Genomic DNA, 24,189 nt, shown 5'->3' with positions numbered 1-24,189 from the left:
GCACACTCCGTGCCAATGACAGACGCGGCGGTATCGATCACCAGATCGAATTTCCGCGGCGCAACGAATCCCCCGCATTGCACGGAGACACGCCATGGCGCAACAGATCCTCGAGGGCATCCGCGTCCTCGAACTCGGACAACTTATCGCCGGCCCCTTTGCCGCGAAAACCCTGGCCGATTTCGGCGCCCACATCATCAAGGTAGAGCCGCCCGGGCAGGGCGACCCGCTGCGCAAATGGCGCATGCTGCATGAGGGCACGTCGGTGTGGTGGGAAGCGCAGTCGCGCAACAAGGAATCGATCTGCATCGACCTGCGCCAGCCGGAAGGGCAGGCGCTGGTGCGAAAGCTGGCCGCCGAGGCCGATGTGCTGATCGAGAACTTCCGCCCCGGCACCATGGAAAAGTGGGGCCTGGGCTGGGACGTGCTGCATGCCGACAACCCGCGCCTGATCATGCTGCGCGTGTCGGGCTACGGCCAGACCGGCCCCAAGAAAGACGAGCCGGGCTTTGCCGCGGTGGCCGAGGCCATGGCGGGACTGCGTCACCTGACCGGCGAGCCGGGCCGCGCGCCGGTGCGCGCCGGATTGTCGCTGGGCGACACCATCGCCGGGCTGCACGGCGCCATGGGCGTGCTGCTGGCGCTGTACCAGCGCGATGCGCGCGGCGGCGAGGGCCAGGTGATCGACGTGGCGCTGTATGAATCGCTGTTCAACCTGAGTGAAAGCCTGCTGCCGGAATACTCCGCCTTTGGCGCGGTGCGCCAGCCCGCCGGCGGCGCGCTGCCGGGCATCGCCCCGTCCAACGCCTATCCCTGCAGCAGCGGCGAATACGTGCTGGTGGCGGCCAACGGCGATGCCATCTTCAAGCGCATGATGCTGGCCATCGGCCGGCCCGACCTGGCCGATGACCCGGCGCTGGCCCAGAACGACGGCCGCGTGAAACGTGTCGACGAGATCGATGCCGCCATCGCCGACTGGACCCGCACGCAGACGGTGGAATCGGTGCTGGCGGTGCTGCGCGAGGCGCAGGTGCCGTCGGGCCGCATCTATACCGTCAAGGATATTGCCGAAGACCCGCACTACCGCGCCCGCGGCGTGATCGAGTCGGTGACCTCGGCCGGCGGCCTGACCGTGGAAGTGCCGGGCGTGGTGCCCAAGCTGTCGGCCAGCCCGGGCGGCATCCATGACCGCGCGCCCACGTTGGGCGAGCATACCGATGCGGTGCTGAAGCAGGCGGGCTTCGACGATGCCGCCATCGCCGACCTGCGCGCGCGCAAGGTGATCGCATGAGCGCCGCCGCCCAGCTGCGCGGCCCGGCCCGCGTCGAAATCAATGAAGTCGCGCCGCGCGACGGCCTGCAGATCGAGCCGGTGGTGGTGCCCACCGACGGCAAGGTCGCCTTTGTCGATGCGCTGTCGGCCTGCGGCTTCGCCCGCATCGAAGCCACCTCGTTCACGTCGGCACGCGCCATCCCCGCGCTCGCCGATGCCGAAGCGGTGATGCACCAGATCCAGCGCTTCCCCGGCGTGCGCTACACCGTGCTGGTGCCCAACCTGCGCGGGCTGGAACGCGCGCTGTCGTGCCGGCCGGACGAGGTCAACCTGGTGATGTCGGCCAGCGAGACGCATAACCGCGCCAACCTGCGCATGACGCGCGAGCAGTCGCAGGCGCAGTTGCTGGCGATGATCGAAGCCGCCAGCGCCGCCGGCGTGCCGGTCAATATCTCGCTGTCGACGGTGTTCGGCTGCCCCTTTGAGGGCGAGGTCGAGGCCGGCGCGGTGATGGCGCTGGCCACGCGCTTCGCCGAAGCCGGCGCGGCGGGCATTACGCTGTGCGACACCACCGGCATGGCCTATCCCACGCAAGTGGCCGCGCTGTGCGAGCGCTTCCAGGCGGCGCTGCCCGGCACCGGCCTGACCATCCACCTGCACAACACGCGCGGCATGGGCCTGGCCAACGCGCTGGCGGCATGGGAGACCGGCGTAACCCGCTTCGACGCGGCCGCCGGCGGCCTCGGCGGCTGCCCCTATGCACCCGGGGCCAGCGGCAATGTCAGCACCGAGGACCTGGTCCACATGTTCGACTGCATGGGCGTGCAGACCGGGGTCAGCCTCGGCGCGCTGCTCGGCGCGGTGGCCGGCCTGCCGGCGCTGGTCGGGCGCGACATCCACAGCCAGTTGCTCAGCGCCGGCCCGCGCCTGCGCACGCACCAGCCGCCGGGATGGATGGCGGAGCATTTCGCGGTGCAGGCCTAGCGCCGCACCCCGACAACAACAAGACAGCAATACAAATGGAGACCCTCATGAAGCAAGCCCTTCAACGCAACGCTGCCAAGCCGGCCACGTCCACCCTTATCGCCCGGCGCAAGGCCGTCGCTGCCACGCTGGCCGCGCTCGGTACCGCGTGGCTGGCGCCTGCCGCGCTGGCGCAGGACGCCTATCCCAGCCGCCCGGTCACGCTGGTGGTATCCGCCGCGGCAGGCGGCACCACCGACATCGCGGCACGGATGATTTCCGAGCCGCTGTCCAAGGCGCTTGGCCAGCCGGTGGTGGTCGACAACAAGCCCGGCGGCAATGGCGGAATTGCCGCGCAGCTGGTGGCGCGCGCCAAGCCGGACGGCTACACGCTGATGCTGCAGTACTCGGGCTTCCACGTGATCACGCCGCTGCTGATGAAGAACCTGTCGTGGGATCCGGTCAAGGACTTCGCGCCGGTGGCCAATATCCTGTCGGCGCCGCAGGTGCTGGTGGTGCGCCAGAACCTGCCAGTCAAGTCGCTGAAGGAACTGGTCGCATACGCCAAGGCCAACCCGGACAAGCTCAACTACGCGTCGTCGGGCAACGGTTCGCTGCAGCACGTCTCGACCGAGCTGCTGAACCAGATGGCCGGCACCAAGATCGCGCACGTTCCTTACAAGGGCACCGGGCCGGCCATCACCGACCTGCTGGGCGGCACGGTCGACCTGACCATGACCACGCCGCCGCCGCTGATGGGGCATATCGCCGCCGGCAAGCTGCGCCCGCTGGTGGTGACCAGCAAGACGCGCCTGCCCAGCCTGAAGGACGTGCCGTCGGCGCCCGAGGCGGGCTATCCCGACCTCGACGTGTCGTCGTGGTTCGCAATGTATGCGCCGGCCGGCACGCCCAAGGCCGTGGTCGACAAGCTGACCGGCGAGATCGAGAAGATCATGCGCACCGAAGCCTTCCGCAAGAAGGCGGAGGAACTGGGTGCCGAGGCGAAGTACATGAACCCACAGCAACTGGCGCAGTACCAGAAGGCCGAACTGGCGCGCTGGGGCAAGGTGATCAAGTCTGCGGATATTCACGCTGAGTAAGCATTGAAGCGCGGATGTTGTCTCCCCTCTCCCGCATGCGGGAGAGGGGAGCACACCAGGAGCCCGCCTAGGTATAGATACCGATGCGGACCCTCCATCCACCCGGTAGCATCGCAACTTGCCGCACGGCGGCACGCCGTGCTTTCGCGCATCGCCGTCCGAATCCAAATGGACAACAAACGGACAGGAAACGGGTAGGAGACAAGCATGTATAACAAGAAATTCTGGAAGCAGTTCCTGATCGCGCTGGCGCTGTTCCTGGCCGGCTGGTTCACCTTCGGTCATGCGCAGGCGCAGGGCAAGCCGGAGAAAACCAAGGTCACCATCGCGGTCGGCGGCAAGAACCTGTTCTACTACCTGCCGCTGACCATCGCCGAGCGCCAGGGCTATTTCAAGGACGAAGGCCTGGACGTCGAGATCGTCGACTTCGCCGGCGGCGCCAAGGCGCTGCAGGCCGTGGTGGGCGGCAGCGCCGACGTGGTTTCGGGCGCCTACGAGCACACCATCAACCTGCAGGCCAAGGGCCAGCGCTACCAGGAATTCGTGCTGCAGGGCCGTGCGCCGCAGATCGTGCTGGTGGTGTCGAACAAGACCATGCCTAACTTCAAGTCGATCGCCGACCTGAAGGGCAAGAAGATCGGCGTGACCGCGCCGGGGTCGTCGACCAACATGATGGCCAACTTTGTGCTGGCCAAGCATGGCCTGAAGCCGTCGGACGTGTCGTTCATCGGCGTGGGCGCCAGCGCCGGCGCGGTGGCGGCGATGCGTTCGGGCCAGATCGATGCGATGGCCAACCTCGACCCGGTGATCTCGATGCTGATGCAGAAGAACGAGGTGCGCATCGCCTCGGACACGCGCACGCTCAAGGACACGCAGGCGGTGTTTGGCGGCAACATGCCGTCGGGCTGCCTGTATGCATCGCAGGCCTTTATCCAGCAGAACCCCAACACCACCCAGGCGCTGACCAATGCCATGGTGCGCGCGCTGAAGTGGCTGCAGAAGGCCGGCCCGTCCGACATCGTCAAGACCGTGCCGGAAAGCTACCTGCTTGGCGACCGCGCGCTGTACCTGGCCGCGTGGGACAAGGTCAAGGAAGCGATCTCGCCGGACGGCACCATGCCGGCCGATGGTCCGCGCACCGCGCTGAACACGCTGCAGCAGTTCGACGCCGAACTGAAGGGCAAGCCGATCAAGCTGGAAGAGACCTATACCAACGCCTTCGTGCAGAAGGCCAACGCCAAGTACAAGTAAGACCGCGTCGCGCACGCCACCGGCCCGCTGCCCGCAGCGGGCCTTTGCTTTGCGGCAGCGGCAGGCATTCCCTCATCACTCGCCAGCGGCACGAATGGCGAACGACACGGTGCACCATGAGCATTCCCGCACTTTCCCTCGACAAGGTCACCTGCACCTTTGTCTCGCGCGATGACCGCAGTCAGCGCTATACCGCGGTCAAGGACGTCACGCTGTCGATCCAGCCGGGCGAGTTCGTCTCGGTGGTCGGCCCGACCGGCTGCGGCAAGTCGACGTTGCTGAACGTCGGGGCGGGCCTGCTGGAGCCTTCCAGCGGCGAGGTACGCGTGTTCGGCGAGCCGCTGCGCGGCATCAACCGGCGCGCCGGCTACATGTTCCAGACCGAGGCGCTGATGCCGTGGCGCAGCGCGCTCGACAACGTCGTCGCCGGGCTCGAATTCCGCGGCGTGGCGCGCGCCGAGGCCGTGCGGCAGGGCGAGGACTGGCTGCGCCGCGTGGGCCTGGGCGGCTTCGGCGACCGCTATCCGCACCAGCTCTCCGGCGGCATGCGCAAGCGCGTGGCGCTGGCGCAGACGCTGGTGCTGGACCCGGACATCATCCTGATGGACGAGCCGTTCTCGGCGCTCGATATCCAGACGCGACAACTGATGGAGAACGAGGTGCTGGACCTGTGGGCCGCGAAGCGCAAGGCGGTGCTGTTCATCACCCACGACCTCGACGAGGCCATCGCCATGAGCGACCGCGTGGTGGTGCTGTCGGCAGGCCCGGCCACGCATCCGATCGGCGAGTTCGCCATCGACCTGCCGCGCCCGCGCGACGTGGCCGAGATCCGCAATCATCCGCGCTTTGTCGAACTGCACGCCGCGATCTGGGACGTGCTGCGCGAGGAAGTGCTCAAGGGCTATGCGCAGCAGCTCAAGGTGGCCTGAGCCTGCCATTGCTACGTCATCACAACGACAACCGAACGACAACCGAACCCTGATGGCATTCCGCAACGACTCCAAGGGCATGCTGCGCGTCTGGCAGCTGCTGGTGCTGGTGGTGATCCTGGGCATCTGGCACATCGCCACGCGTTCGCAGCAGGTCGCCTTCTTCTTTGGCGAACCGCTGATGGTCGCGCAGCGGATCTGGAACTGGTTTTTCATCGAGCGCGATATCTACCTGCACCTGGGCGTGACGCTGCTCGAGACCGTGCTGGCCTTCGGCATCGGCACGCTGGCGGGTCTCGGCGTAGGCCTGTGGCTGGCGCTGAGCCCGATGACCTCGGCCATCCTGGATCCCTACGTCAAGGCGATGAACTCGATGCCGCGCGTGATCCTGGCGCCGATCTTCGCGGTGTGGTTCGGCCTGGGGATCTGGTCGAAGGTGGCGCTGGCGGTGACGCTGGTGTTCTTTATCGTCTTCTTCAACGTCTACCAGGGCGTGAAGGAAGTGAGCCCGGTGGTGCTGGCCAACGCGCGCATGCTGGGCGCAAACCAGCATCAGCTGCTGCGCCATGTGTACCTGCCGAGTGCAACCAGCTGGGTGTTTTCGTCGCTGCATACCTCGGTGGGACTGGCCTTCGTCGGTGCAGTCGTGGGCGAGTACCTGGGCTCGGCGCGCGGCGTGGGCTACCTGATCCTGCAGGCCGAGGGCACCTTCGACATCAACACGGTGTTTGCCGGCATCGTGGTGCTGACGGCATTCGCGCTGATGCTGGACTGGATGGTCGGCATCGGCGAGAAGCGGCTGATGAAGTGGCAGCCCAGGAGCGGGGAGACGGAGAAGCTCTGACCTCCGGGTCCGCGCTGGTTTGCTTCCTTTGCCTTAAGCGAGAGACGGCACACAGTCCTGTGGCCCCGAAACAGACCGACACCGTCAGCAGCGGGCGCAGGGCGTTGCCGCATGTCCTGCGCCTCTCTTATCGGCGGCGGGCAGGGCGCCCGCCGCCTGGCGCGTGCTTCAGCGCACGCCGAGGGCACGATTAGGGCACGATCACGATCTTGCCGGTCACCTTGCGCGCTTCCATGTCCTTGAGCGCCTGCGGCGCCTGTTCCAGCGGATAGCGCGCCGAGATATGCGGACGGATCTTGCCTTCCTTCATCCAGCCCAGCATCTGCGCCATGTTGGCCTGGTTGGCCTTAGGCTCGCGGCGCACGAAGTCGCCCCAGAACACGCCCACCAGCGATGCGCCCTTGAGCAGCGCCAGGTTCAGCGGCAGCCTCGGGATCTCGCCATTGGCAAAACCCACCACCAGGTAGCGGCCGCGCCAGCCGATCGAGCGGAACGCCGGCTCGGCATAGATGCCGCCCACCGGATCGTAGACCACATCCGGGCCCTTGCCGTCGGTCAGCGCCTTGACGCGCTCGCGGAGGTCTTCGGTGCTGTAGTTGATCAGCGCATCGGCTCCGTGCTCCTTGCACACCGCCAGCTTTTCGTCGGTAGACGCGGCGGCGATCACGCGCGCGCCGATGGCCTTGCCGATCTCGATCGCCGCGATGCCCACGCCGCCGGCCGCACCCAGCACGAGCATGGTCTGGCCCGCCTTCAGCTCGCCGCGGTCGATCACCGCATGGTGCGAAGTGCCGTAGGTCAGCGTGAAGGCCGCGGCGGTCTCGAAGTCGATGCCCGGCGGCATCGGCACCACCGAGGCGGCGGGCGCCTTGGCCTGCGTGGCAAATGCGCCATTGCCCAGGTAGGCGATGACCTTGTCGCCCGGCTTGACGTGGGTGACGCCTTCGCCCACAGCATTGACCACGCCGGCCAGCTCGGAGCCGGGGCTGAACGGCAGCGCAGGCTTGGCCTGGTATTTGTTCTGGATGATGAGCACATCCGGGAAGTTGACGGCGGCCGCCTTCACGTCGATGACCACTTCGCCAGCGCCCGGCACCAGGTCAGGCAGGGTTTCCACGGTCAGGGAATCAGGGGGGCCCCAGGCTTTGCACAGTACGGCTTTCATCTTGTCTCCGTTTCGATGTGTATGGCTTCCGCGCCAGTCAAGCTTAAGCGGGCGGGCAGGGCAAGTGTAGCGTACAAATAGCACGGTCGTTCTGTTCCATGCCGAACCCGCGGGGGCGGTTATTTGCGCCCTGCATACCGGCTCGCGGCGTGCGCCCGGACGGGATTCCGGCGCGGCGCACGGGGCGCTTGTGCGGCGCGCGCTCAGGTACAATCGCGCCATGCATATCCTCCTTGCCAACGATGACGGTTATCTCGCGCCGGGATTGGCCGTTCTGCATGCTGCGCTCGCCCCGCTGGGCCGGATTACGGTCATTGCGCCCGAGCAGAACCACAGCGGCGCTTCCAACTCCCTGACGCTGCAGCGCCCGCTGTCGATCTACGAAGCGCGCGAAGGCGTGCAGAAGGGATTCCGCTTCGTCAACGGCACGCCGACCGACTGCGTGCACATCGCGCTGACCGGGCTGCTGGATGAGAAGCCCGACCTGGTGGTGTCCGGCATCAACCAGGGACAGAACATGGGCGAGGACGTGCTGTATTCCGGCACCGTCGCCGCCGCCATCGAAGGCTATCTGCTCGGCATCCCGTCGGTGGCCTTCTCGCAGGTCGACAAGGGCTGGGAGCATCTCGATGCAGCCGCGCGCATCGCGCGCACCGTGGTCGAGCGCATCATCAGCCAGCCGCCCGCCGAGCCCTTCCTGCTCAACGTCAATATCCCGAGCCTGCCGTTCGAACATATCAAGGGCTATCGCGCCACGCGCCTGGGCAAGCGCCATCCTTCCCAGCCGGTGATCACGCAGGTGAATCCGCGCGGCGACACCAACTACTGGATCGGCCCGGCCGGCGATGCGCGCGATGCCAGCGAAGGCACGGACTTCCATGCCACTGCCGCCGGCTATGTCTCGCTGACGCCGTTGCAGCTCGACCTGACCCACCGCGGGCAGCTCGACGCGCTCGACCAGTGGCTGAAATAGGCAGCCGCTCCGCAGTGTCGCGCCCCCGATGAGTTCCACGCCCCGACGCAACAAGTTCCCCCTGCCGCTGGACGCGGTCGTCGAACGCAAGCCCGCACCGGCACGCACCGCCGGCATGCCTGCCGTCGACGCGCGGCGCACGGGGACGGCAGCCGCGCCGCCCCCGAAACCCGCCAAGCCAAGGCTGCCGCGTACAGCCGCGCCTGCGCCGGCGCCCGCACCCGCGAGCGCCGTGGAGCAGCGCGCCTCGGCGGCTACGGCCGGCGGCGGGGGCATGGCTTCCGCGCGTGCGCGTGCCGCGCTGGCGGGCCGGCTGCGCGCCGGCGGCATCCGCGACGAGCGCGTGCTGTCGGCCATCGCCACGGTGCCGCGCCACCTGTTCGTCGAGCCGGGGCTGGCCTCGCAGGCGTATGAAGACGCCGCGCTGCCGATCGGCCACCAGCAGACCATTTCCAAACCGTCGGTGGTGGCGCGCATGATCGAACTGCTGCGCGACGGCCTGGCCGCCGACACGCCGCTGGAGCGCGTGCTGGAGATCGGCACCGGCTGCGGCTACCAGGCCGCGGTGCTGAGCCAGGTGGCGCGCGAAGTCTTCTCGATCGAGCGCATCCGGCCGCTGCACGAACAGGCCAAGGCGAACCTGCGCCCGCTGCGCGTACCCAACCTGCGCCTGCACTATGGCGACGGCATGCTCGGGCTGCCGCAGGCGGCCCCGTTCTCGGCCATCATCCTGGCCGCTGCCGGCATGGAGGTGCCACAGGCGCTGCTGGAACAGCTGGAGGTAGGCGGGCGGCTGATCGCCCCGGTGGCCGTGGTGCCGCCGGCGGGCGTGCCCGGCCAGACGGTGACGCAGCAGCTGCTGCTGATCGAGCGGCGCAACCGCCATCGCTTTCACCGAACCGCGCTTGAAGCCGTTTTCTTTGTGCCCTTAAAATCGGGCACCATCTGAGTCGAACTATGCACAACATCGTGAAATCGCAATATTTCGCACGCGCCGGTCAACTTTTTACGGCTTCCGCGCTGACGGCCCTGCTGGCCGCCTGCGCTAATTCGCCGATGCCGGCCCCTGTCGTTGACCGCACCTCCACCTCGGGCGCTGCCGCCGCGTCGATGGAGCCGGCACCGCCTGGATACTATCGGGTCAAGCGAGGCGATACGCTTTATCGAATCGCCCTGGAAAACGGCCAGTCGTACCGTGACGTCGCGACCTGGAACAACCTGTCCAATGTGAACCAGATCGAAGTTGGCCAGTTGTTGCGCATCGTGCCTCCGGGTGCCGACGTCAACGCTGCGCCCGGGGTTTCCACCACGCCGATCGCCCCGGCCACGGTGCAGTCCCAGCCGATCGACCAGGCGCGCCCGGTGGGCACGCCCGCAGCACCGCCTGCCGCCGCAGCGGCGGCGCCGGCAACGCCCGCGGCAGCGGCCGCCACCCCCGCCGCGCCGGCCGCTGACGGCGCGATCAAGCTGGCCTGGCCGGCAACCGGCCAGATGGTCGGTAAATTCGATGACAAGGGCAATAAAGGCATCGATATTGCGGGCAAGAAGGGCGATGCGGTGCTGGCCGCCGACGATGGCCGAGTGATTCACGTTGGCCCCTTGCGCGGCTACGGGAATCTTGTCATCATCAAACACAACGAGACATTTCTTACTGCGTACGGGCACAACGAAAAGGTGCTCGTGGCAGAGCAATCCGCGGTCCGCAAGGGCCAGAAGATTGCGGAGATGGGCAACAGTGATACCGACCGGGTGAAGCTTCACTTCGAAGTTCGCAAGAACGGAAAACCGGTTGATCCGATGCGGTACCTGCCGCCACAGTGAGGGTTCATGCCACGCCAGAAAACCGTCTCCTCCGGAACAACTGTCAGCAGGGCTCGCCGTCCCAAGCAGCCGGAAGTGAAGGCTGGTGTGGCACATCCCGACGAGCACGCCGACGCGCAAGCGTTCGAGCCCGATCTCGCTGCCGACCTGATTCCCGCGACCGACGAGCCGATCGCCACGTCCACTTCGGTGGGCCTGCGCGAAGCGGACCTGCTCGCCGACGACAACGACCGCCATCTGCGCGATGATGACGATGACGAGTCCGAGGACGAGGAAGACAGCGAAGGCGAGAACGGCAGCGACGGCGCAGCGGCCGAGCACGATGACTTCCGCACGGTGCTGCATACCGAGCTGGCCGCCGACACCGTCCAGCATTACCTGAACCGCATCAGCATCAAGCCGCTGCTGTCCGCGCCGGAGGAACTGCATTTTTCCACGCTGGCCAAGGACGGCGACTTTGCCGCGCGCCAGGTCATGATCGAGCGCAACCTGCGGCTGGTGGTCAGCATCGCCAAGGGTTACCTCAATCGCGGCGTGCCGCTGCTCGACCTGATCGAGGAAGGCAACCTGGGCCTGATGCACGCGATCGAGAAATTCGATCCGTCGCGCGGGTTCCGCTTCTCGACCTATGCGACCTGGTGGATCCGCCAGAGCATCGAGCGCGCCATCATGAACCAGGCCCGCACCGTTCGCCTGCCGGTGCACGTGATCCGTGAACTGAACCAGGTGCTGCGCGCCAAGCGCCATCTGGAGAAGGGCGGCACCGACGGGCGCGATGCCAGCCTGGAAGACATCGCCCACCTGCTGGGCAAGACGCCGGACGAAGTGCAGGACGTCCTGGCACTCAACGAACATACCACCTCGCTCGATACGCCGTTCGACCTCGATCCCGGCTCGAGCCTCCTGGATTTCCTCTCCGACGAGCACAACGCCGCCCCCGACCAGGAGGTGGCGCACCGCGAGCTGGAAGGGCTGATGAAGCTCTGGCTGGCACGCCTGTCGGAAAAGCATCGCTATGTGGTGGAGCGCCGCTTCGGCCTCAACCATATCGAGCCCGCCACGCTGGAAGAGCTCGCCGAGGAGATGGGCCTCACGCGCGAGCGCGTACGCCAGATCCAGCAGGAGGCGCTGGTCAAGCTCAAGCGGCATTTCGCTTCGCAAGGTGTCAGGAAGGACGCCGTTTTATGACCCCTGTGCTGGTATTCGACATCGAGACCATTCCCGATGTCGCCGGCCTGCGCCGTTTGCATGACCACCCCGATGCGATGAGCGACGGCGAAGTCGCCGAACACGCCTTCGCCGCCCGCCGCGAGAAAACCGGCAGCGATTTCCTGCCGCACTACCTTCAGCGTGTCGCCGCGATTTCCTGTGTGCTGCGGCGCACGCACCGCGATGGCTCGGCGGTGTTCCATGTGGGCTCGCTCGGCACCATCGAGGACAACGAAGCCACGCTGATCCAGAAGTTCTACGAACTGATCGCCCGCTACAGCCCGCAACTGGTTTCATGGAACGGTGGCGGATTCGATCTCCCCGTGCTGCATTACCGCGGCCTGGTCAACGGCGTCACCGCGCCGCGCTACTGGGAGATGGGCGAGGGCCGCGACGAAGATAGCCGTGACTTCAAGTGGAACAACTACATCAGCCGCTACCACATGCGGCACCTGGACTTGATGGACCTGCTGGCGATGTACCAGCCGCGCGCCAGCGCGCCGCTGGATGACCTCGCCAAGCTCTGCGGTTTCCCGGGCAAGATGGGGATGGATGGCAGCAAGGTCTGGCATGCTTACCAGGCTGGCCAGCTCGACGAGATCCGCGCCTACTGCGAGACCGACGTCGTCAATACCTACCTGATGTACTGCCGTTTCCAGCTGATGCGCGGCGGCATGTCGCCGCGCGAGTTCGACATGGAGATGGAACTCGTTCAGGAATCGCTGGCGGAACTGCCTGGCGAACAGTGGATGGAATACCTGCAGGCCTTCCGCCTGCAGCGCCTCACGCCCGAAGCCGACGACTTCGAGGACTGATCGCGCCTGCGCCCGCGGACACCCGCCGGCGGGCGCCACGGCCTTAAAGGTCCAGCGATAGCAGGATCGGCTGGTGGTCCGAGTCGGCCGTATCTGCGTTGATCTCGCAACGCCGGATCCGCGCGGCCAGGTTGTCCGTGACGAACATGAAGTCGCAGGCGAACGGTGGCTCGGGCCATTGCTCCTTGTCATGGATGGCGCAGGTCGGCGCGTGCGGCTGGCCGGGATGTGTGAGCAGCCAGGCGTCGCGCCATGGCGTGGTGGCGTCGTCGAACGGCTCCAGCATGCGCCGATAGGCAATGTCGTCGGGTTTGCTGTTGAAATCGCCGCACAGGATGGCTTCGGCGGGGCGCGGTTCCGGCGTGAACGGCCCGGGCCACTTCTCGCTGCGGCCCGGGCGACGCGCGTGGTCGCAGGCCTGGGCATGCCAGTCGCGCAGGGCTTCGGCCTGCGCCGCGCGCTGGAGCGCCGAGTAATACTCAAGGTGCGTGCAGATCACGCGCAGCGACTGCGTGCCGGCTTCGACGGTGACTTCCAGCGCAACGCGCGGCATCGACGCCACTTGCGGGTCCGCCGGCCACGGCAAGGCGTGCCGGAATACCTCGCGTACTGGTAGCCGCGTGGCGATCAGGTTGCCGAATTGCTTGTGTGTGCCGTTGCGGTCGCGCCGGTCCACGCCTGACGCAAAGAGCAGGTGATAGCCTGGCAGCAGGGCGGTCAGTTCGGCAACCTGGTCGATGCCTGGCTCGCCGCGCAGTTCACCGAATCCGCGCGTGACTTCCTGCAGGCAGATCACATCGACATCGGCCATCGCGTGCAGTGTGTCCACCTGCCGCGCCAGGTCCACACGCCCGTCCGCGCCGCGGCCCCATTGGATATTCCAAGAAATCAGTTCCATGCGACGCCTCCATCGTTGACCCGGCCGGTCTGGCATACAATCGCGCTTTCGTAAAACAATACGTCAGGTTTTATCTGGTGTCCCAAGCCGTGTCCTCCCCACAAGAAACGACCGCCGTCGCGCCCGAATCAGCTGCACCGGGTGCCGCTCCCGCCGCAAAAGAGCCCCGTGGCCGTGGCAATGCCAATGGCAATGCTCCGGGCGTCGACCCCGTGGTGTCGATCGACAGCCTCGACATGGAGGCACGCGGCGTCGGCCGCCTGGTGAACGAGGACGGCACGCCTGGCAAGGTGATCTTCGTCGAAGGCGCATTGCCGGGCGAGACCGTCAGTTATCGCAGCTACCGGCGCAAGCCCAGCTTCGAGCAGGCGCACCTCGGCGAAGTCCTGCAAGAATCGGTGATGCGCGTAAAGCCGGGCTGCCAGCATTTCGGTGTCTGCGGCGGGTGCTCGATGCAGCATCTGGATTCGCGCGCGCAGCTTGCGATCAAGCAGCGCGTGCTGGAAGACAACTTGTGGCACCTGTCCAAGGTGAAGCCCGACGTGGTGTTCCGGCCGATCGCCGGTCCGGACTGGGGCTACCGCTACCGCGCGCGCCTGACCGTGCGCCACGTGGTGAAGAAGGGCGGCGTGCTGGTGGGCTTCCATGAGCGCAAGAGCAGCTATGTCGCCGACATGACGCGTTGTGAAATCCTGCCGCCGCATGTCTCGGCGATGCTGGTGCCGCTGCGCGAACTGGTGGCGGGCCTGTCGATCCGCGACCGCATGCCGCAGATCGAGCTGGCCGTCGGGCATGAAGTGACGGCGCTGGTGCTGCGCATCCTCGAGCCGCTGACCGATGCCGACAAGGACCTGCTGCGCGCCTTCGCCGATGAATACAAGGTGCAGTTCTGGCTGCAGCCGAAGGGGCCGGACACGGTCTACCCGTTCTACCCGACCGACGTCGAGCTGGCCTATACGCTGCCGGAATTCGGCATCCGCATGCCGTTCAAGCCGACCGACTTCACGCAGGTGAACCACCAGATCAATCGCGTGCTGATCGGCCGCGCGCTGCGCCTGCTCGATGCGCAGCCGGGCGACCGCCTGCTCGACCTTTTCTGCGGCATCGGCAATTTCACGCTGCCGCTGGCCACGCAGGGCAAGTCGGTGATGGGCATCGAGGGCAGCGAGGCGCTGACCACGCGCGCACTGGCCAATGCGGAATACAACGGGCTGGCCGCCAAAACCGAGTTCGCGTGCCGCAACCTGTTCGAAGTCACTGCCGACGACATCGCCGCGCTGGGCCGCTTCGACCGCTGGCTGGTCGATCCGCCGCGCGAAGGCGCGCTCGCGGTGAGCAAGGCGCTCGGCGAGCTGGCGCAGCAGGGCAGCCACGTGCTGCCGCGGCGCATCGTCTACGTGTCGTGCAGTCCCGCCACGCTGGCGCGCGATGCCGGCCTGCTGGTGCACGAGGCGGGCTACCGCCTGAGCGGCGCCGGCGTGGTCAATATGTTTCCCCACACGTCGCACGTGGAGTCGATTGCGGTATTCGACCGCGACTGACCGCGCCGTGCGCCAAAAGAAAAAGCCGGCCTTGGCCGGCTTTTTTCATGCCGCGGCGTTTGCCGTCATTCCCGGCTGCCGCCGAAGATGCCCAGCAGCGCCAGCAGGTTGGCGAAGACGTTGTACACGTCGAGGTAGATCGCCAGCGTGGCGGTGATGTAGTTGGTCTCGCCGCCGTTCACCACGCGCTGTACATCGAACAGGATGTAAGCCGAGAAGATACCGATCGCGATCACCGACACCGTGATCATCAGCGACGGCAGCTGCAGCCAGATATTGGCAACGCTGGCCAGGATCAGCAGGATCAGGCCGACGAACAGGAACTTGCCCAGGCCGGAAAAATCGCGCTTGCTGACGGTGGCGATGGTCGCCATCGCGCCGAACACTGCCGCCGTGCCGCCAAAGGCGTACATGATCAGCGCCGGTCCGTTGGAAAACGCCAGCGTTGCGCTGATCAGGCGCGACAGCATCAGTCCCATGAAGAACGTGAATGCCAGCAACAGCACCACGCCCATGCTGCTGTTCTTGGTTTTCTCGATGGCGAAGAAGAACCCGAACGCGATGGCCAGGAACAGGATTAGCGACAGGCCGGGGCTGCCCGCCATGAAGCTGAAGCCGGTGGCCACGCCGACCCATGCACCCAGCACGGTGGGGATCATCGAAAGGGCCAGCAGCCAGTAAGTGTTGCGCAAGACCCGGTTGCGAACGACGACGTCAGTGACGGTCGACGCACTGTTGCCGAAACCGTAGGTATTCAGCTTGTTATCCATGGTGACTCCTGTCTCGAAACGGTGAGGCGCCGGGCCTGTCCGAAATAAAGAGAATTTTCGGATCGACCGCGGACGGAACCATCGTCAATGTGGCATCTGGTTGGCCGAATTGCAAGGGCGGGGTAATCCCGCAGGCACCCGCGCCCCTGTTTCGGCCTGTTCCGCGCTGCCTTCGTTTGACGGACGCCGGGGCGCCACGTTCCAGACATGACGAGGATGTAATGTGCAGCCAGTGCTACTTGCGGCCAGGATGTGGCTTTTGACCGGTGACACCCGCGCCAGAGCGGCCCAGACCCTCGAAAGGGTCATCGTCTTCGTGCTAGAATTGCACGTTTAATCCATTTGTAACCCCTTCATTTTTCGGAGTTTTTCATGGCGATCGAACGCACCCTGTCGATTATCAAGCCGGATGCCGTGGCCAAGAACGTCATCGGCCAGATCTACGCCCGTTTCGAGGCCGCCGGCCTGAAGATCGTTGCTGCCAAGATGGTGCACCTGTCGCGCGGTGAAGCCGAGCAGTTCTATGCTGTGCACAAGGAGCGTCCGTTCTTCAAGGATCTGGTCGACTTCATGGTTTCCGGCCCGGTCATGATCCAGGCCCTGGAAGGCGAAAACGCCATCGCCAAGAACCGTGACCTGATGGGCGCCACCGACCCGAAGAAGGCCGAGAAGGGCACCATCCGCGCCGACTTCGCCGACAGCATCGACGCCAACGCCGTGCACGGCTCGGACGCCGCCGAAACCGCTGCCGTGGAAGTTTCCTTCTTCTTCCCGGGCATGAACGTCTACAGCCGCTAATTGGCTGCTGACTGAACTGAAGCCGAGTTTGCCGTCATGAACGATCTCGTCAACCTGCTCGACCTCGACGCGGACGCGCTCACCGCCTATTGCGGCGAGCTCGGCGAGAAGCCGTTCCGTGCGCGGCAACTGCAACGCTGGATCCACCACTACGGTGCCAGCCGTTTCGACGCCATGTCGGATCTCGCCAAGTCGCTGCGCGAAAAGCTCTCGACCCGGGCCGAGATCCGCGCGCCTGCCGCCATCACCGACAACCTGTCGGCCGACGGCACGCGCAAGTGGCTGCTCGACGTCGGTGAGGGCAATGCGGTGGAAACGGTGTACATCCCCGAGGAAACGCGCGGCACGCTGTGCGTCTCCTCGCAGGCGGGCTGCGCGGTCAACTGCCGCTTCTGCTCGACCGGCAAGCAGGGCTTTTCGCGCAACCTGACCACGGGCGAAATCATTGGCCAGCTGTGGATGGCGGAGTTTGCCATGCGCGAGCAGCTGGGCCGAGGCCCCAAGGACGACCGCGTCATCTCCAACGTGGTGATGATGGGCATGGGCGAGCCGCTGCTGAACTACGATGCCGTGGTGCCGGCCATGCGGCTGATGCTGGACGACAACGCCTACGGCCTGTCGCGCCGCCGCGTGACCCTGTCCACTTCCGGCGTGGTGCCGATGATGGACCGGCTGTCCAAGGACCTGCCGGTGGCGCTCGCCGTGTCGCTGCACGCGTCCAACGACGCCTTGCGCGACGTGCTGGTGCCGCTGAACAAGAAATACCCGCTGGCCGAACTGATGGCGGCATGCCGCCGCTACCTGGAATTCGCGCCGCGCGATTTCATTACTTTCGAATACTGCATGCTGGACGGCGTCAACGATGGCGTCGAGCATGCGCGGGAACTGCTGAAGCTTGTCGCCGACGTGCCGTGCAAGTTCAACCTGATCCCGTTCAACCCGTTCCCCGAATCGGGCCTGAAGCGTTCCAACAACGAGCAGATCCGGCGCTTCGCGCAGGTGCTGATGGACGCGGGCATCGTGACCACCATCCGCAAGACGCGCGGCGACGATATCGACGCCGCCTGCGGACAGCTGGCCGGGGAAGTGAAGGACCGTACCCGCCTGGCCGAGCGCGGCAAGTTCGGCAAGATCACGCCACTGGTGCCGGTCAACAGCGCCGGCCAGCCTCGGGAGGCTCGCCCTGCATGATCCGTCTGATCGCTGCGGCCCTGTTCGGGCTGCTGATGTTGTCCGGCTGCCAGCTGCCGCACTCGCCGGCTCAGGATCTCCAGACCGCTTCCGACCAGACCGATGCAAGGCGCCGCGCCGGCATCCGGCTGCAGCTGGCCACCAACTATCTCGAAGCCGGCCAGAATGCGGTCGCGCTTGACGAGATCAAGCAGGCGATCGCCATCGATCCGTCGCTCGCGGATGCCTACCATGTGCGCGCGCTGATCTACATGAATATGAACGAGCAGGCGCTGGCCGACGACAGCTTCCGCACCGCGGTATCGATGCGCGGCAACGACGGCGACCTGCTCAACAACTATGGCTGGTTCCTGTGCCAGTCGGGCCGCTATGGCGAGGCCGTGCCGATGCTGCAGCGCGCCGTGTCGGCGCCGTCGGCCGGTGGTCCGGTGAAACCGCTGATCAGCCTGGGTGCGTGCGAGCTGCGTCGCGGCAACAGCGCCGAGGCGGAAAAGAATCTGAAGGCCGCACTAGGCTACGACCGCAACAATCCGGTGGCAAACACCAATCTGGCGCTGGTCTACTACCGGCGCGGCGATTTCGCGCAGGCCCGGCAGTATGCCCAGCGCGTCAACAGCAGCCAATTTGCCAGTGCGCAATCCCTCTGGCTGGGAGCGCGCATTGCACACCGCCAGGGCGATGGCCGCACGCAGGATGCGCTGGTCGCGCAGCTGCGCAGCCGCTTCCCCGATTCGCGTGAGTTGACCGCATACGAACAAGGAGCATGGGATGAGTGAGCACGACCGCGCCGCAGGCCAGGCCGTACCGACGCAATACGTCGGCGGTGGCGCGCACGAAGGAGAACGCGAAGCCGCAGCGCGCGAGATTGGCGCGGCACTGGCGCGCGAGCGCGAAGCGCAGCGGCTGTCGGTGGAAGATGTCAGCGCACGCCTGAAAGTGGCGGCGCCAAAGCTGCGCGCGATCGAAGCCGGCGACCTGCAGTCGCTGCCCGACGTCACTTTCGCCAAGGGCGTGATGCGGGCCTACGCGCGCATGCTGCATGTCGATATCGACGCGCTGCTGGCGCGCTTCCAGCCTCCGGTGGCACCGGTCAACGAAATCGCGCGCCAGCGCGAGGGCAGCCTCAATGCGGCGTTCGACGACCGCAAGCGCTTCCGCAGCGGCGGAGCTGGCGGCCGCTGGGTCTGGCTGGCGCTGGTGGCGGTGGTGCTGGCCGCCGGTGGCTGGTTCGGCCTGGACCATATCCGCCAGTGGATCGAGACCCGCAGCAGCGCGACCGAGACTGCCGTGACGGAAGAACATGCCGCCGCGCAACCGACCGAGCCCGGCACGGTGACCGCAGCGCTGCCGCCGGTAATGGCCGCCGCCGACTCGCCGGCGCCCTCGGCCGAAACCACGCCGGTCAGCGCCGCGGTCGCGACTGCCGCGCCGGCATCGGCCGTGGCTGCCGTGCCAGTTGTTGCGCCCATTGTTGCGCCGGCCGCAGCAACGCCCGCGCCGGTGCCCGCAGCGCCTGCGGGCGCCGGCGAACTGCAGATCCGCTTCGCCGCCGACACCTGGTATGAAGTCCGCGACAGCAGCGGCAAGATCGTGCTGGGCGGCACGGCCAAGGCCGGCCAGGCCGTGGCCGGCGGCGGCAAGGCCCCGTACAAGGTGGTGATCGGCAACGTCAAGGGTGTCGAGTCGATGACGCGCAACGGCGAGCCGGTCGACCTGAAGGCAGCCAACCGCAACAACGTGGCGCGCCTGACGCTGCCCTGATCCGGGCCGGCGAAAGGTGCGGCGCAGTGCGTCTTTGCAAGGTGGTAATGCTATGAACCAACAGCTCTGTCTCCCGGTCCTGCCCGGCTCGCTGCCGCGCCGCCAGACGCGCCAGGCGCGCGTCGTGTGGGGCGATAACGTGGTGACCATCGGCGGCGATGCGCCGGTGCGCGTGCAGTCGATGACCAACACGGACACGGTCGACGCCATCGGCACGGCGATCCAGGTGAAGGACCTGGCGCGCGCGGGTTCGGAAATCGTGCGCATCACGGTGAACACGCCCGAGGCCGCCGCCGCGGTGCCGTCGATCCGTGAGCAGCTCGACCGCATGGGCGTCGACGTGCCGCTGGTGGGCGACTTCCACTACAACGGCCACAAGCTGCTGCAGGACTATCCGGCCTGCGCCGAGGCGCTGTCCAAGTACCGCATCAACCCGGGCAACGTGGGGCAGGGCGCCAAGCGCGACACGCAGTTCGCGCAGATGATCGAGATGGCGTGCCGCTACAACAAGCCGGTGCGCATTGGCGTGAACTGGGGCAGCCTGGACCAGGACCTGCTGGCGCGCATCATGGACGAGAACGCGTCGCGCGCCGAGCCTTGGCCGGCGCAGAGCGTGATGATCGAGGCGCTGATCACCTCGGCGATCGATTCGGCGAAAAAGGCTGAAGAGATCGGCCTGCCGGGCAGCCAGATCATCCTGTCGTGCAAGGTATCGCAGGTGCAGGAGCTGATCGCGGTCTACCGCGAACTGGCGCGCCGCTGCGACTATGCGCTGCACCTGGGCCTGACCGAGGCCGGCATGGGCAGCAAGGGCATCGTCGCCTCCACGGCGGCGCTGTCGGTGCTGCTGCAGGAAGGCATCGGCGACACGGTCCGCATCTCGCTGACGCCGGAACCCGGCGCGCCGCGCGAGAAGGAAGTGTATGTGGGGCAGGAAATCCTGCAGACCATGGGCCTGCGCAACTTCACCCCGATGGTGATTGCATGCCCGGGATGTGGCCGCACCACCAGCACGGTGTTCCAGGAGCTCGCGGCAAGCATCCAGACGTACCTGCGCGAGCAGATGCCGCATTGGAAAACCGCCTATCCGGGCGTCGAGGAAATGGATGTGGCCGTGATGGGCTGCATCGTCAACGGCCCGGGCGAGAGCAAGCACGCCAATATCGGCATTTCGCTGCCGGGCTCGGGCGAGTCGCCCGCGGCGCCGGTGTTCGTCGACGGCGTCAAGGTAAAGACGCTGCGCGGCGAGCGCATTGCCGAGGAATTTCAGGCGATCGTCGACGAGTACGTTCGCACGCATTACGGCCCGGGTGCTGCACGGGCCGATAAAGAAGTGGCAGCCTGAGCCGCACCGGCCAGGCCCCAGAAGCTGACAAGAACAGAATGACGCAATCCGACAACGCAGCCGCCGCCGGCGCTGCCAAGACTGAACCGAAGGCTGAACTGAAAGCCGAGCAGAAGGTGAAGCCCGCCAAGGCGCTGCAGGGCGTGAAGGGCATGAACGACATGCTTCCGGCCGACGCGCCGCTGTGGGAGCATTTCGAGAATGCCGCCCGCGCCATGTTGCGCGCCTACGGCTACCAGCAGCTGCGCACGCCGATCGTCGAGCACACGCAGCTGTTCGTGCGCGGCATCGGCGAGGTGACCGACATCGTCGAGAAGGAGATGTACTCCTTCACCGATGCGCTCAACGGCGAGCAGCTGACGTTGCGTCCCGAAGGGACCGCCGCCGCCGTGCGCGCGACCATCGAGCACAACCTTCTGTACGACGGCCCCAAGCGCCTGTGGTACACCGGCCCGATGTTCCGCCACGAGCGCCCGCAGCGCGGCCGCTATCGCCAGTTCCACCAGCTGGGCGCCGAGGCGCTGGGCTTTGCCGGTCCGGACGTCGACGCCGAGATCATCCTGATGTGCCAGCGCCTGTGGGACGACCTGGGCCTGGTCGGCGTGCGCCTGGAGATCAATTCGCTGGGGCAGGCCAATGAGCGTGCCGCCCACCGCGAGGAGCTGATCAAGTACCTGGAGGGCTTCCAGGACATCCTGGACGATGACAGCAAGCGCCGCCTGTACACCAACCCGCTGCGCGTGCTGGATACCAAGAATCCGGCGCTGCAGGAAATGGCCGCCAATGCGCCCAAGCTGATCGACTTCCTTGGCGAAGAGTCGCTGGCTCACTTCGAGGGCGTGCAGCGCCTGCTCAAGGCCAACAACATCCCCTTCAAGATCAATCCGCGCCTGGTGCGCGGGCTGGACTACTACAACCTGACGGTGTTCGAGTGGATCACCGACAAGCTCGGCGCGCAGGGCACCATCGCCGGCGGCGGCCGCTATGACCCGCTGATCGCGCAGATGGGCGGCAAGCCGGCACCGGCTTGCGGCTGGGCCATGGGCGTCGAGCGCATCATCGAGCTGATCCGCGAAGAGGGCGTGGTGCCCGACGCCGCGGGTTGCGATGTCTACCTCGTGCACCAGGGCGAAGCCGCCGCGCAGCAGGCGATGGTCGCGGCCGAGCGGCTGCGCGACGCCGGCCTGGACGTGGTGCTGCACGCCAGCCCCGACGGCAAGGGCGGCAGCTTTAAGTCGCAGATGAAGCGCGCCGACGCAAGCGGCGCGGCCTATGCCGTTATCATTGGCGACGACGAAGTGGCCGCTGGCGTGGTCCAGGTCAAGGAACTTCGCCAGCGCGATCAGGCCGAAGGCGGTGGGCAACAGGCCACCGTGCAGGCCGAGGGCCTGGTCGACTACCTGATCGACGCCATGGTCGGCGCCAGCGAATAAGCGCGCCCGCCGCACCGTCATCCAAGACGCCCGTATCCAACCAACGCAGGTGATTGCCTCGACATGGCTTACGATCTAGAAGAACAGGAACAGCTTGAGAATCTGAAGGCCTGGTGGCGCCAGTACGGCAATGCGCTGACCTGGGTGGTCATCGCCGCGCTGCTGGCGTTTGCCGGCTGGAACGGCTGGAAGTACTGGGAGCGCAAGCAGGCCGGCGAGGCCGCGGTGCTGTACGAGCAGGTGCTCAAGGCCGCCGAGGCACGCGATGTCGAACGCATCAAGCGTGCGGCAACCGACCTTGAGGACAAGTACGGGCGTACCGCCTATGGCCAGATGAGCGCACTGGTCGCCGGCCGCGTGTTGTATGACGCGGGCGACCTGGCCGCGGCCAAGACCCAGCTGCAGTGGGCCATCGACCACGGCGACGAAGAATACGCGCATCTGGCGCGGGTGCGCCTGGCCGGCGTGCTGCTCGACGAAAAGGCTTATGACAAAGGCCTGGCGTTGCTGAAGGACGAACCGCCGGCAGCGTTCATGTCGCTGTATGCCGACCGCCGCGGCGACCTGCTCGCCGCGCAGGACAAGCGCGACGACGCGCGCGCCGCCTATCGCAAGGCGCTGGACAAGCTGGGCGAGGCCGAGCCGGCCACGCGCCAGATCATCCAGTTCAAGCTCGATGCGCTGGGCGCGGCCTGATGCGGCCGCGCGCGTTTTATAGCATCACGCAAAACCAGGACCGTAACCTTATGACGTCAGTGCTTTCCCGTGCCGTACACCGCCAGCGCGCCCGCGCCGTGACCCGTGCGCTGGTGGCGGCTGCCTGCCTGGCCGCGCTGGGCGGCTGCTCGCTGTTCAGCAAGGAAAACAAGCACCCGCCCGCCGAACTCAAGCCGGTCTCGGCCACGCTGACCGTGCGCCAGGCGTGGAAGGCCGATGTGGGCAAGAGCGGCCCGTATTCGATGCAGCCCGCCGCGGCGGGCAACAATGTCTATGTGTCGTCCAACAACGGCAACGTGATGGCGCTGGAAGGCGCCTCCGGGCGCGTGCTGTGGAAGGCCAAGACCGACCTGGACCTGACCTCCGGCCCGGGCAGCGATGGCTCGGTGACCGCGGTCGCCGGCGAGAAGGGCGCGATCTACGCCTTCGACGCCAGCGGCAAGCAGATCTGGAAGAAGCAGGTCAACGGCGAGGTGCTGTCCGCGCCGCTGGTCGGCAACGGCCTGGTGGTGGTGCGCACCACCGACACGCGCGTGTTCGGCCTCGACGCCGGGACCGGCGAGCGCCGCTGGATCTACCAGCGCTCGCAGACGCCGCTGAACCTGCGTGCCGCGATGGGGATGGTGTTTGCCGGTGACGGCATCGTGATGGGCTTTCCCGGCGGCAAGCTGGGCGTGCTGACGCCGGGCAACGGCGTGCTGCGTTGGGAAAGCACGATCTCCTATCCCAAGGGCGTATCCGAGATCGAGCGCCTGAACGATGTCACCGGCCAGCCGATGATCAGCGGCCGCCAGGTCTGCGCCACCACCTTCCAGGGACGCGTGGCCTGCCTTGAGCTGGCCAGCGGCCAGCCACAGTGGGGCAAGGATTTCTCGTCGCCGAGCGGCCCCGCGCAGGATGACAATGCCATCTATGCCAGCGACGAGCAGTCGGTGGTGCATGCCTTCGACCGCCAGAACGGCACCGAGCGCTGGAAGAACGACCAGATGCGCAACCGCCGCCTGGGTGCGCCGCTGGCACTGGGCCGCTCGGTGGTGATGGGCGACTTCGAAGGCTATGTCCACTTCCTGTCGCGCGAGGACGGCCAGGTCGTCGCCCGCATGAAGACCGATGGCAGCGCCATCACCGCCGCGCCGGTGGTGGCGGGGCAGACGCTGGTGATCCAGACCCGCGACGGCGACGTCTTCGGGTTCCAGCCGGGCTGACCAGCAAGCAGTGCGCGCTGCCGTACACCTGTCGGTACGGTGCGCGCCGAATCCGGTAGCATGATCCCTGGTCGTGCGGCAAATTGCGCAGCGGGTTGCTGACCGGCGCCGCGCCCCGACAGGACAAGCGGCAAGGGCGCCCACGGGTGCGCGTGCCGTTGGATCCATTGACTCCGGAGTAACCGGGG

The 24,189-nt window shown here is 66.6% G+C and carries 23 protein-coding genes; 20 read left to right on the top strand and 3 right to left on the bottom strand.

What is annotated here, in order from left to right:
- Positions 1-94: 94 nt before the first annotated feature.
- From AC5WJ1_RS10480 to AC5WJ1_RS10455, 6 genes are all read left to right on the top strand, one after another.
- Entirely contained in the window at positions 95-1,291 is a 1,197-nt protein-coding gene (locus AC5WJ1_RS10480) for a CaiB/BaiF CoA transferase family protein (RefSeq protein WP_135705515.1), read from the top strand.
- Entirely contained in the window at positions 1,288-2,256 is a 969-nt protein-coding gene (locus tag AC5WJ1_RS10475) for a hydroxymethylglutaryl-CoA lyase (protein WP_135705514.1), read from the top strand. The genes AC5WJ1_RS10480 and AC5WJ1_RS10475 overlap by 4 nt, the downstream gene beginning before the upstream one ends.
- Positions 2,257-2,303: 47 nt before the next feature.
- Positions 2,304-3,335 (top strand): Bug family tripartite tricarboxylate transporter substrate binding protein, encoded by a 1,032-nt coding sequence (locus AC5WJ1_RS10470; protein WP_135705513.1) that lies wholly within the window; start codon positions 2,304-2,306, stop codon positions 3,333-3,335.
- 207 nt (positions 3,336-3,542) lie between these two features.
- Positions 3,543-4,586, top strand: a complete 1,044-nt coding sequence (locus AC5WJ1_RS10465; RefSeq protein ID WP_135705512.1) for an ABC transporter substrate-binding protein — start codon at positions 3,543-3,545, stop codon at positions 4,584-4,586.
- Positions 4,587-4,702: 116 nt separating this feature from the next.
- Positions 4,703-5,515, top strand: a complete 813-nt coding sequence (locus tag AC5WJ1_RS10460) for an ABC transporter ATP-binding protein (protein WP_135705511.1) — start codon at positions 4,703-4,705, stop codon at positions 5,513-5,515.
- Positions 5,516-5,567: 52 nt separating this feature from the next.
- Complete coding sequence (locus tag AC5WJ1_RS10455) at positions 5,568-6,359, top strand: ABC transporter permease (RefSeq protein ID WP_133096542.1); 792 nt, start codon at positions 5,568-5,570, stop codon at positions 6,357-6,359.
- A gap of 190 nt (positions 6,360-6,549) precedes the next feature.
- Here AC5WJ1_RS10455 and AC5WJ1_RS10450 read toward each other — a convergent pair whose 3' ends face one another.
- The gene (locus AC5WJ1_RS10450) at positions 6,550-7,524 is read right to left on the bottom strand and encodes an NADPH:quinone oxidoreductase family protein (protein WP_063238131.1); all 975 of its coding nucleotides are present in this window, start codon (positions 7,522-7,524) and stop codon (positions 6,550-6,552) included.
- Positions 7,525-7,744: 220 nt separating this feature from the next.
- Here AC5WJ1_RS10450 and surE point away from each other — a divergent pair, with 220 nt between their 5' ends.
- The 5 genes from surE to AC5WJ1_RS10425 are packed head-to-tail and all read left to right on the top strand — an operon-like array spanning position 7,745 to position 12,342.
- The gene (gene surE, locus AC5WJ1_RS10445) at positions 7,745-8,497 is read left to right on the top strand and encodes a 5'/3'-nucleotidase SurE (protein ID WP_133096541.1); all 753 of its coding nucleotides are present in this window, start codon (positions 7,745-7,747) and stop codon (positions 8,495-8,497) included.
- Between the two features lie 28 nt (positions 8,498-8,525).
- Entirely contained in the window at positions 8,526-9,446 is a 921-nt protein-coding gene (locus tag AC5WJ1_RS10440) for a protein-L-isoaspartate(D-aspartate) O-methyltransferase (RefSeq protein WP_133096540.1), read from the top strand.
- Positions 9,447-9,454: 8 nt separating this feature from the next.
- Entirely contained in the window at positions 9,455-10,318 is an 864-nt protein-coding gene (locus tag AC5WJ1_RS10435) for a peptidoglycan DD-metalloendopeptidase family protein (protein ID WP_135705510.1), read from the top strand.
- A gap of 6 nt (positions 10,319-10,324) precedes the next feature.
- The gene (gene rpoS, locus AC5WJ1_RS10430) at positions 10,325-11,506 is read left to right on the top strand and encodes an RNA polymerase sigma factor RpoS (RefSeq protein WP_133096538.1); all 1,182 of its coding nucleotides are present in this window, start codon (positions 10,325-10,327) and stop codon (positions 11,504-11,506) included.
- On the top strand, positions 11,503-12,342 hold the full coding sequence (locus tag AC5WJ1_RS10425) for a 3'-5' exonuclease (RefSeq protein WP_133096537.1): 840 nt from the start codon (positions 11,503-11,505) through the stop codon (positions 12,340-12,342). The genes rpoS and AC5WJ1_RS10425 overlap by 4 nt, the downstream gene beginning before the upstream one ends.
- Positions 12,343-12,385: 43 nt before the next feature.
- On the opposite strand, the gene AC5WJ1_RS10420 is transcribed toward AC5WJ1_RS10425, so the two are convergent.
- Positions 12,386-13,240: an endonuclease/exonuclease/phosphatase family protein gene (locus AC5WJ1_RS10420; RefSeq protein ID WP_195431955.1), complete on the bottom strand. Its 855-nt coding sequence runs from the start codon at positions 13,238-13,240 to the stop codon at positions 12,386-12,388.
- A gap of 236 nt (positions 13,241-13,476) precedes the next feature.
- Here AC5WJ1_RS10420 and rlmD point away from each other — a divergent pair, with 236 nt between their 5' ends.
- Positions 13,477-14,781, top strand: coding sequence for a 23S rRNA (uracil(1939)-C(5))-methyltransferase RlmD (rlmD, locus tag AC5WJ1_RS10415; protein ID WP_240745996.1), 1,305 nt, complete (start codon positions 13,477-13,479; stop codon positions 14,779-14,781).
- A gap of 65 nt (positions 14,782-14,846) precedes the next feature.
- On the opposite strand, the gene AC5WJ1_RS10410 is transcribed toward rlmD, so the two are convergent.
- Positions 14,847-15,551, bottom strand: coding sequence for a Bax inhibitor-1/YccA family protein (locus AC5WJ1_RS10410; RefSeq protein WP_133096535.1), 705 nt, complete (start codon positions 15,549-15,551; stop codon positions 14,847-14,849).
- A gap of 372 nt (positions 15,552-15,923) precedes the next feature.
- Between AC5WJ1_RS10410 and ndk the strand changes: the two genes are divergently transcribed.
- From ndk to bamB, 8 genes are all read left to right on the top strand, one after another.
- Complete coding sequence (gene ndk / locus AC5WJ1_RS10405) at positions 15,924-16,349, top strand: nucleoside-diphosphate kinase (RefSeq protein WP_010809422.1); 426 nt, start codon at positions 15,924-15,926, stop codon at positions 16,347-16,349.
- A 36-nt stretch (positions 16,350-16,385) separates the two neighbouring features.
- Complete coding sequence (gene rlmN, locus AC5WJ1_RS10400) at positions 16,386-17,540, top strand: dual-specificity RNA methyltransferase RlmN (RefSeq protein ID WP_195431953.1); 1,155 nt, start codon at positions 16,386-16,388, stop codon at positions 17,538-17,540.
- Complete coding sequence (pilW, locus tag AC5WJ1_RS10395) at positions 17,537-18,316, top strand: type IV pilus biogenesis/stability protein PilW (RefSeq protein ID WP_135705508.1); 780 nt, start codon at positions 17,537-17,539, stop codon at positions 18,314-18,316. The genes rlmN and pilW overlap by 4 nt, the downstream gene beginning before the upstream one ends.
- Entirely contained in the window at positions 18,309-19,301 is a 993-nt protein-coding gene (locus AC5WJ1_RS10390; protein ID WP_133096532.1) for a RodZ domain-containing protein, read from the top strand. The genes pilW and AC5WJ1_RS10390 overlap by 8 nt, the downstream gene beginning before the upstream one ends.
- 52 nt (positions 19,302-19,353) lie before the next feature.
- Positions 19,354-20,646: a flavodoxin-dependent (E)-4-hydroxy-3-methylbut-2-enyl-diphosphate synthase gene (gene ispG, locus AC5WJ1_RS10385; protein ID WP_133096531.1), complete on the top strand. Its 1,293-nt coding sequence runs from the start codon at positions 19,354-19,356 to the stop codon at positions 20,644-20,646.
- 38 nt (positions 20,647-20,684) lie between these two features.
- Positions 20,685-22,079, top strand: coding sequence for a histidine--tRNA ligase (gene hisS / locus AC5WJ1_RS10380; RefSeq protein ID WP_133096530.1), 1,395 nt, complete (start codon positions 20,685-20,687; stop codon positions 22,077-22,079).
- A 63-nt stretch (positions 22,080-22,142) separates the two neighbouring features.
- Positions 22,143-22,775: a YfgM family protein gene (locus tag AC5WJ1_RS10375; RefSeq protein ID WP_135705507.1), complete on the top strand. Its 633-nt coding sequence runs from the start codon at positions 22,143-22,145 to the stop codon at positions 22,773-22,775.
- A 50-nt stretch (positions 22,776-22,825) separates the two neighbouring features.
- The gene (gene bamB, locus AC5WJ1_RS10370) at positions 22,826-24,001 is read left to right on the top strand and encodes an outer membrane protein assembly factor BamB (protein ID WP_133096528.1); all 1,176 of its coding nucleotides are present in this window, start codon (positions 22,826-22,828) and stop codon (positions 23,999-24,001) included.
- Positions 24,002-24,189 lie beyond the last annotated feature (188 nt).

Source organism: Cupriavidus sp. MEYA8, from assembly GCF_059278825.1.
This window is presented reverse-complemented; position numbering and strand designations above follow the sequence as displayed.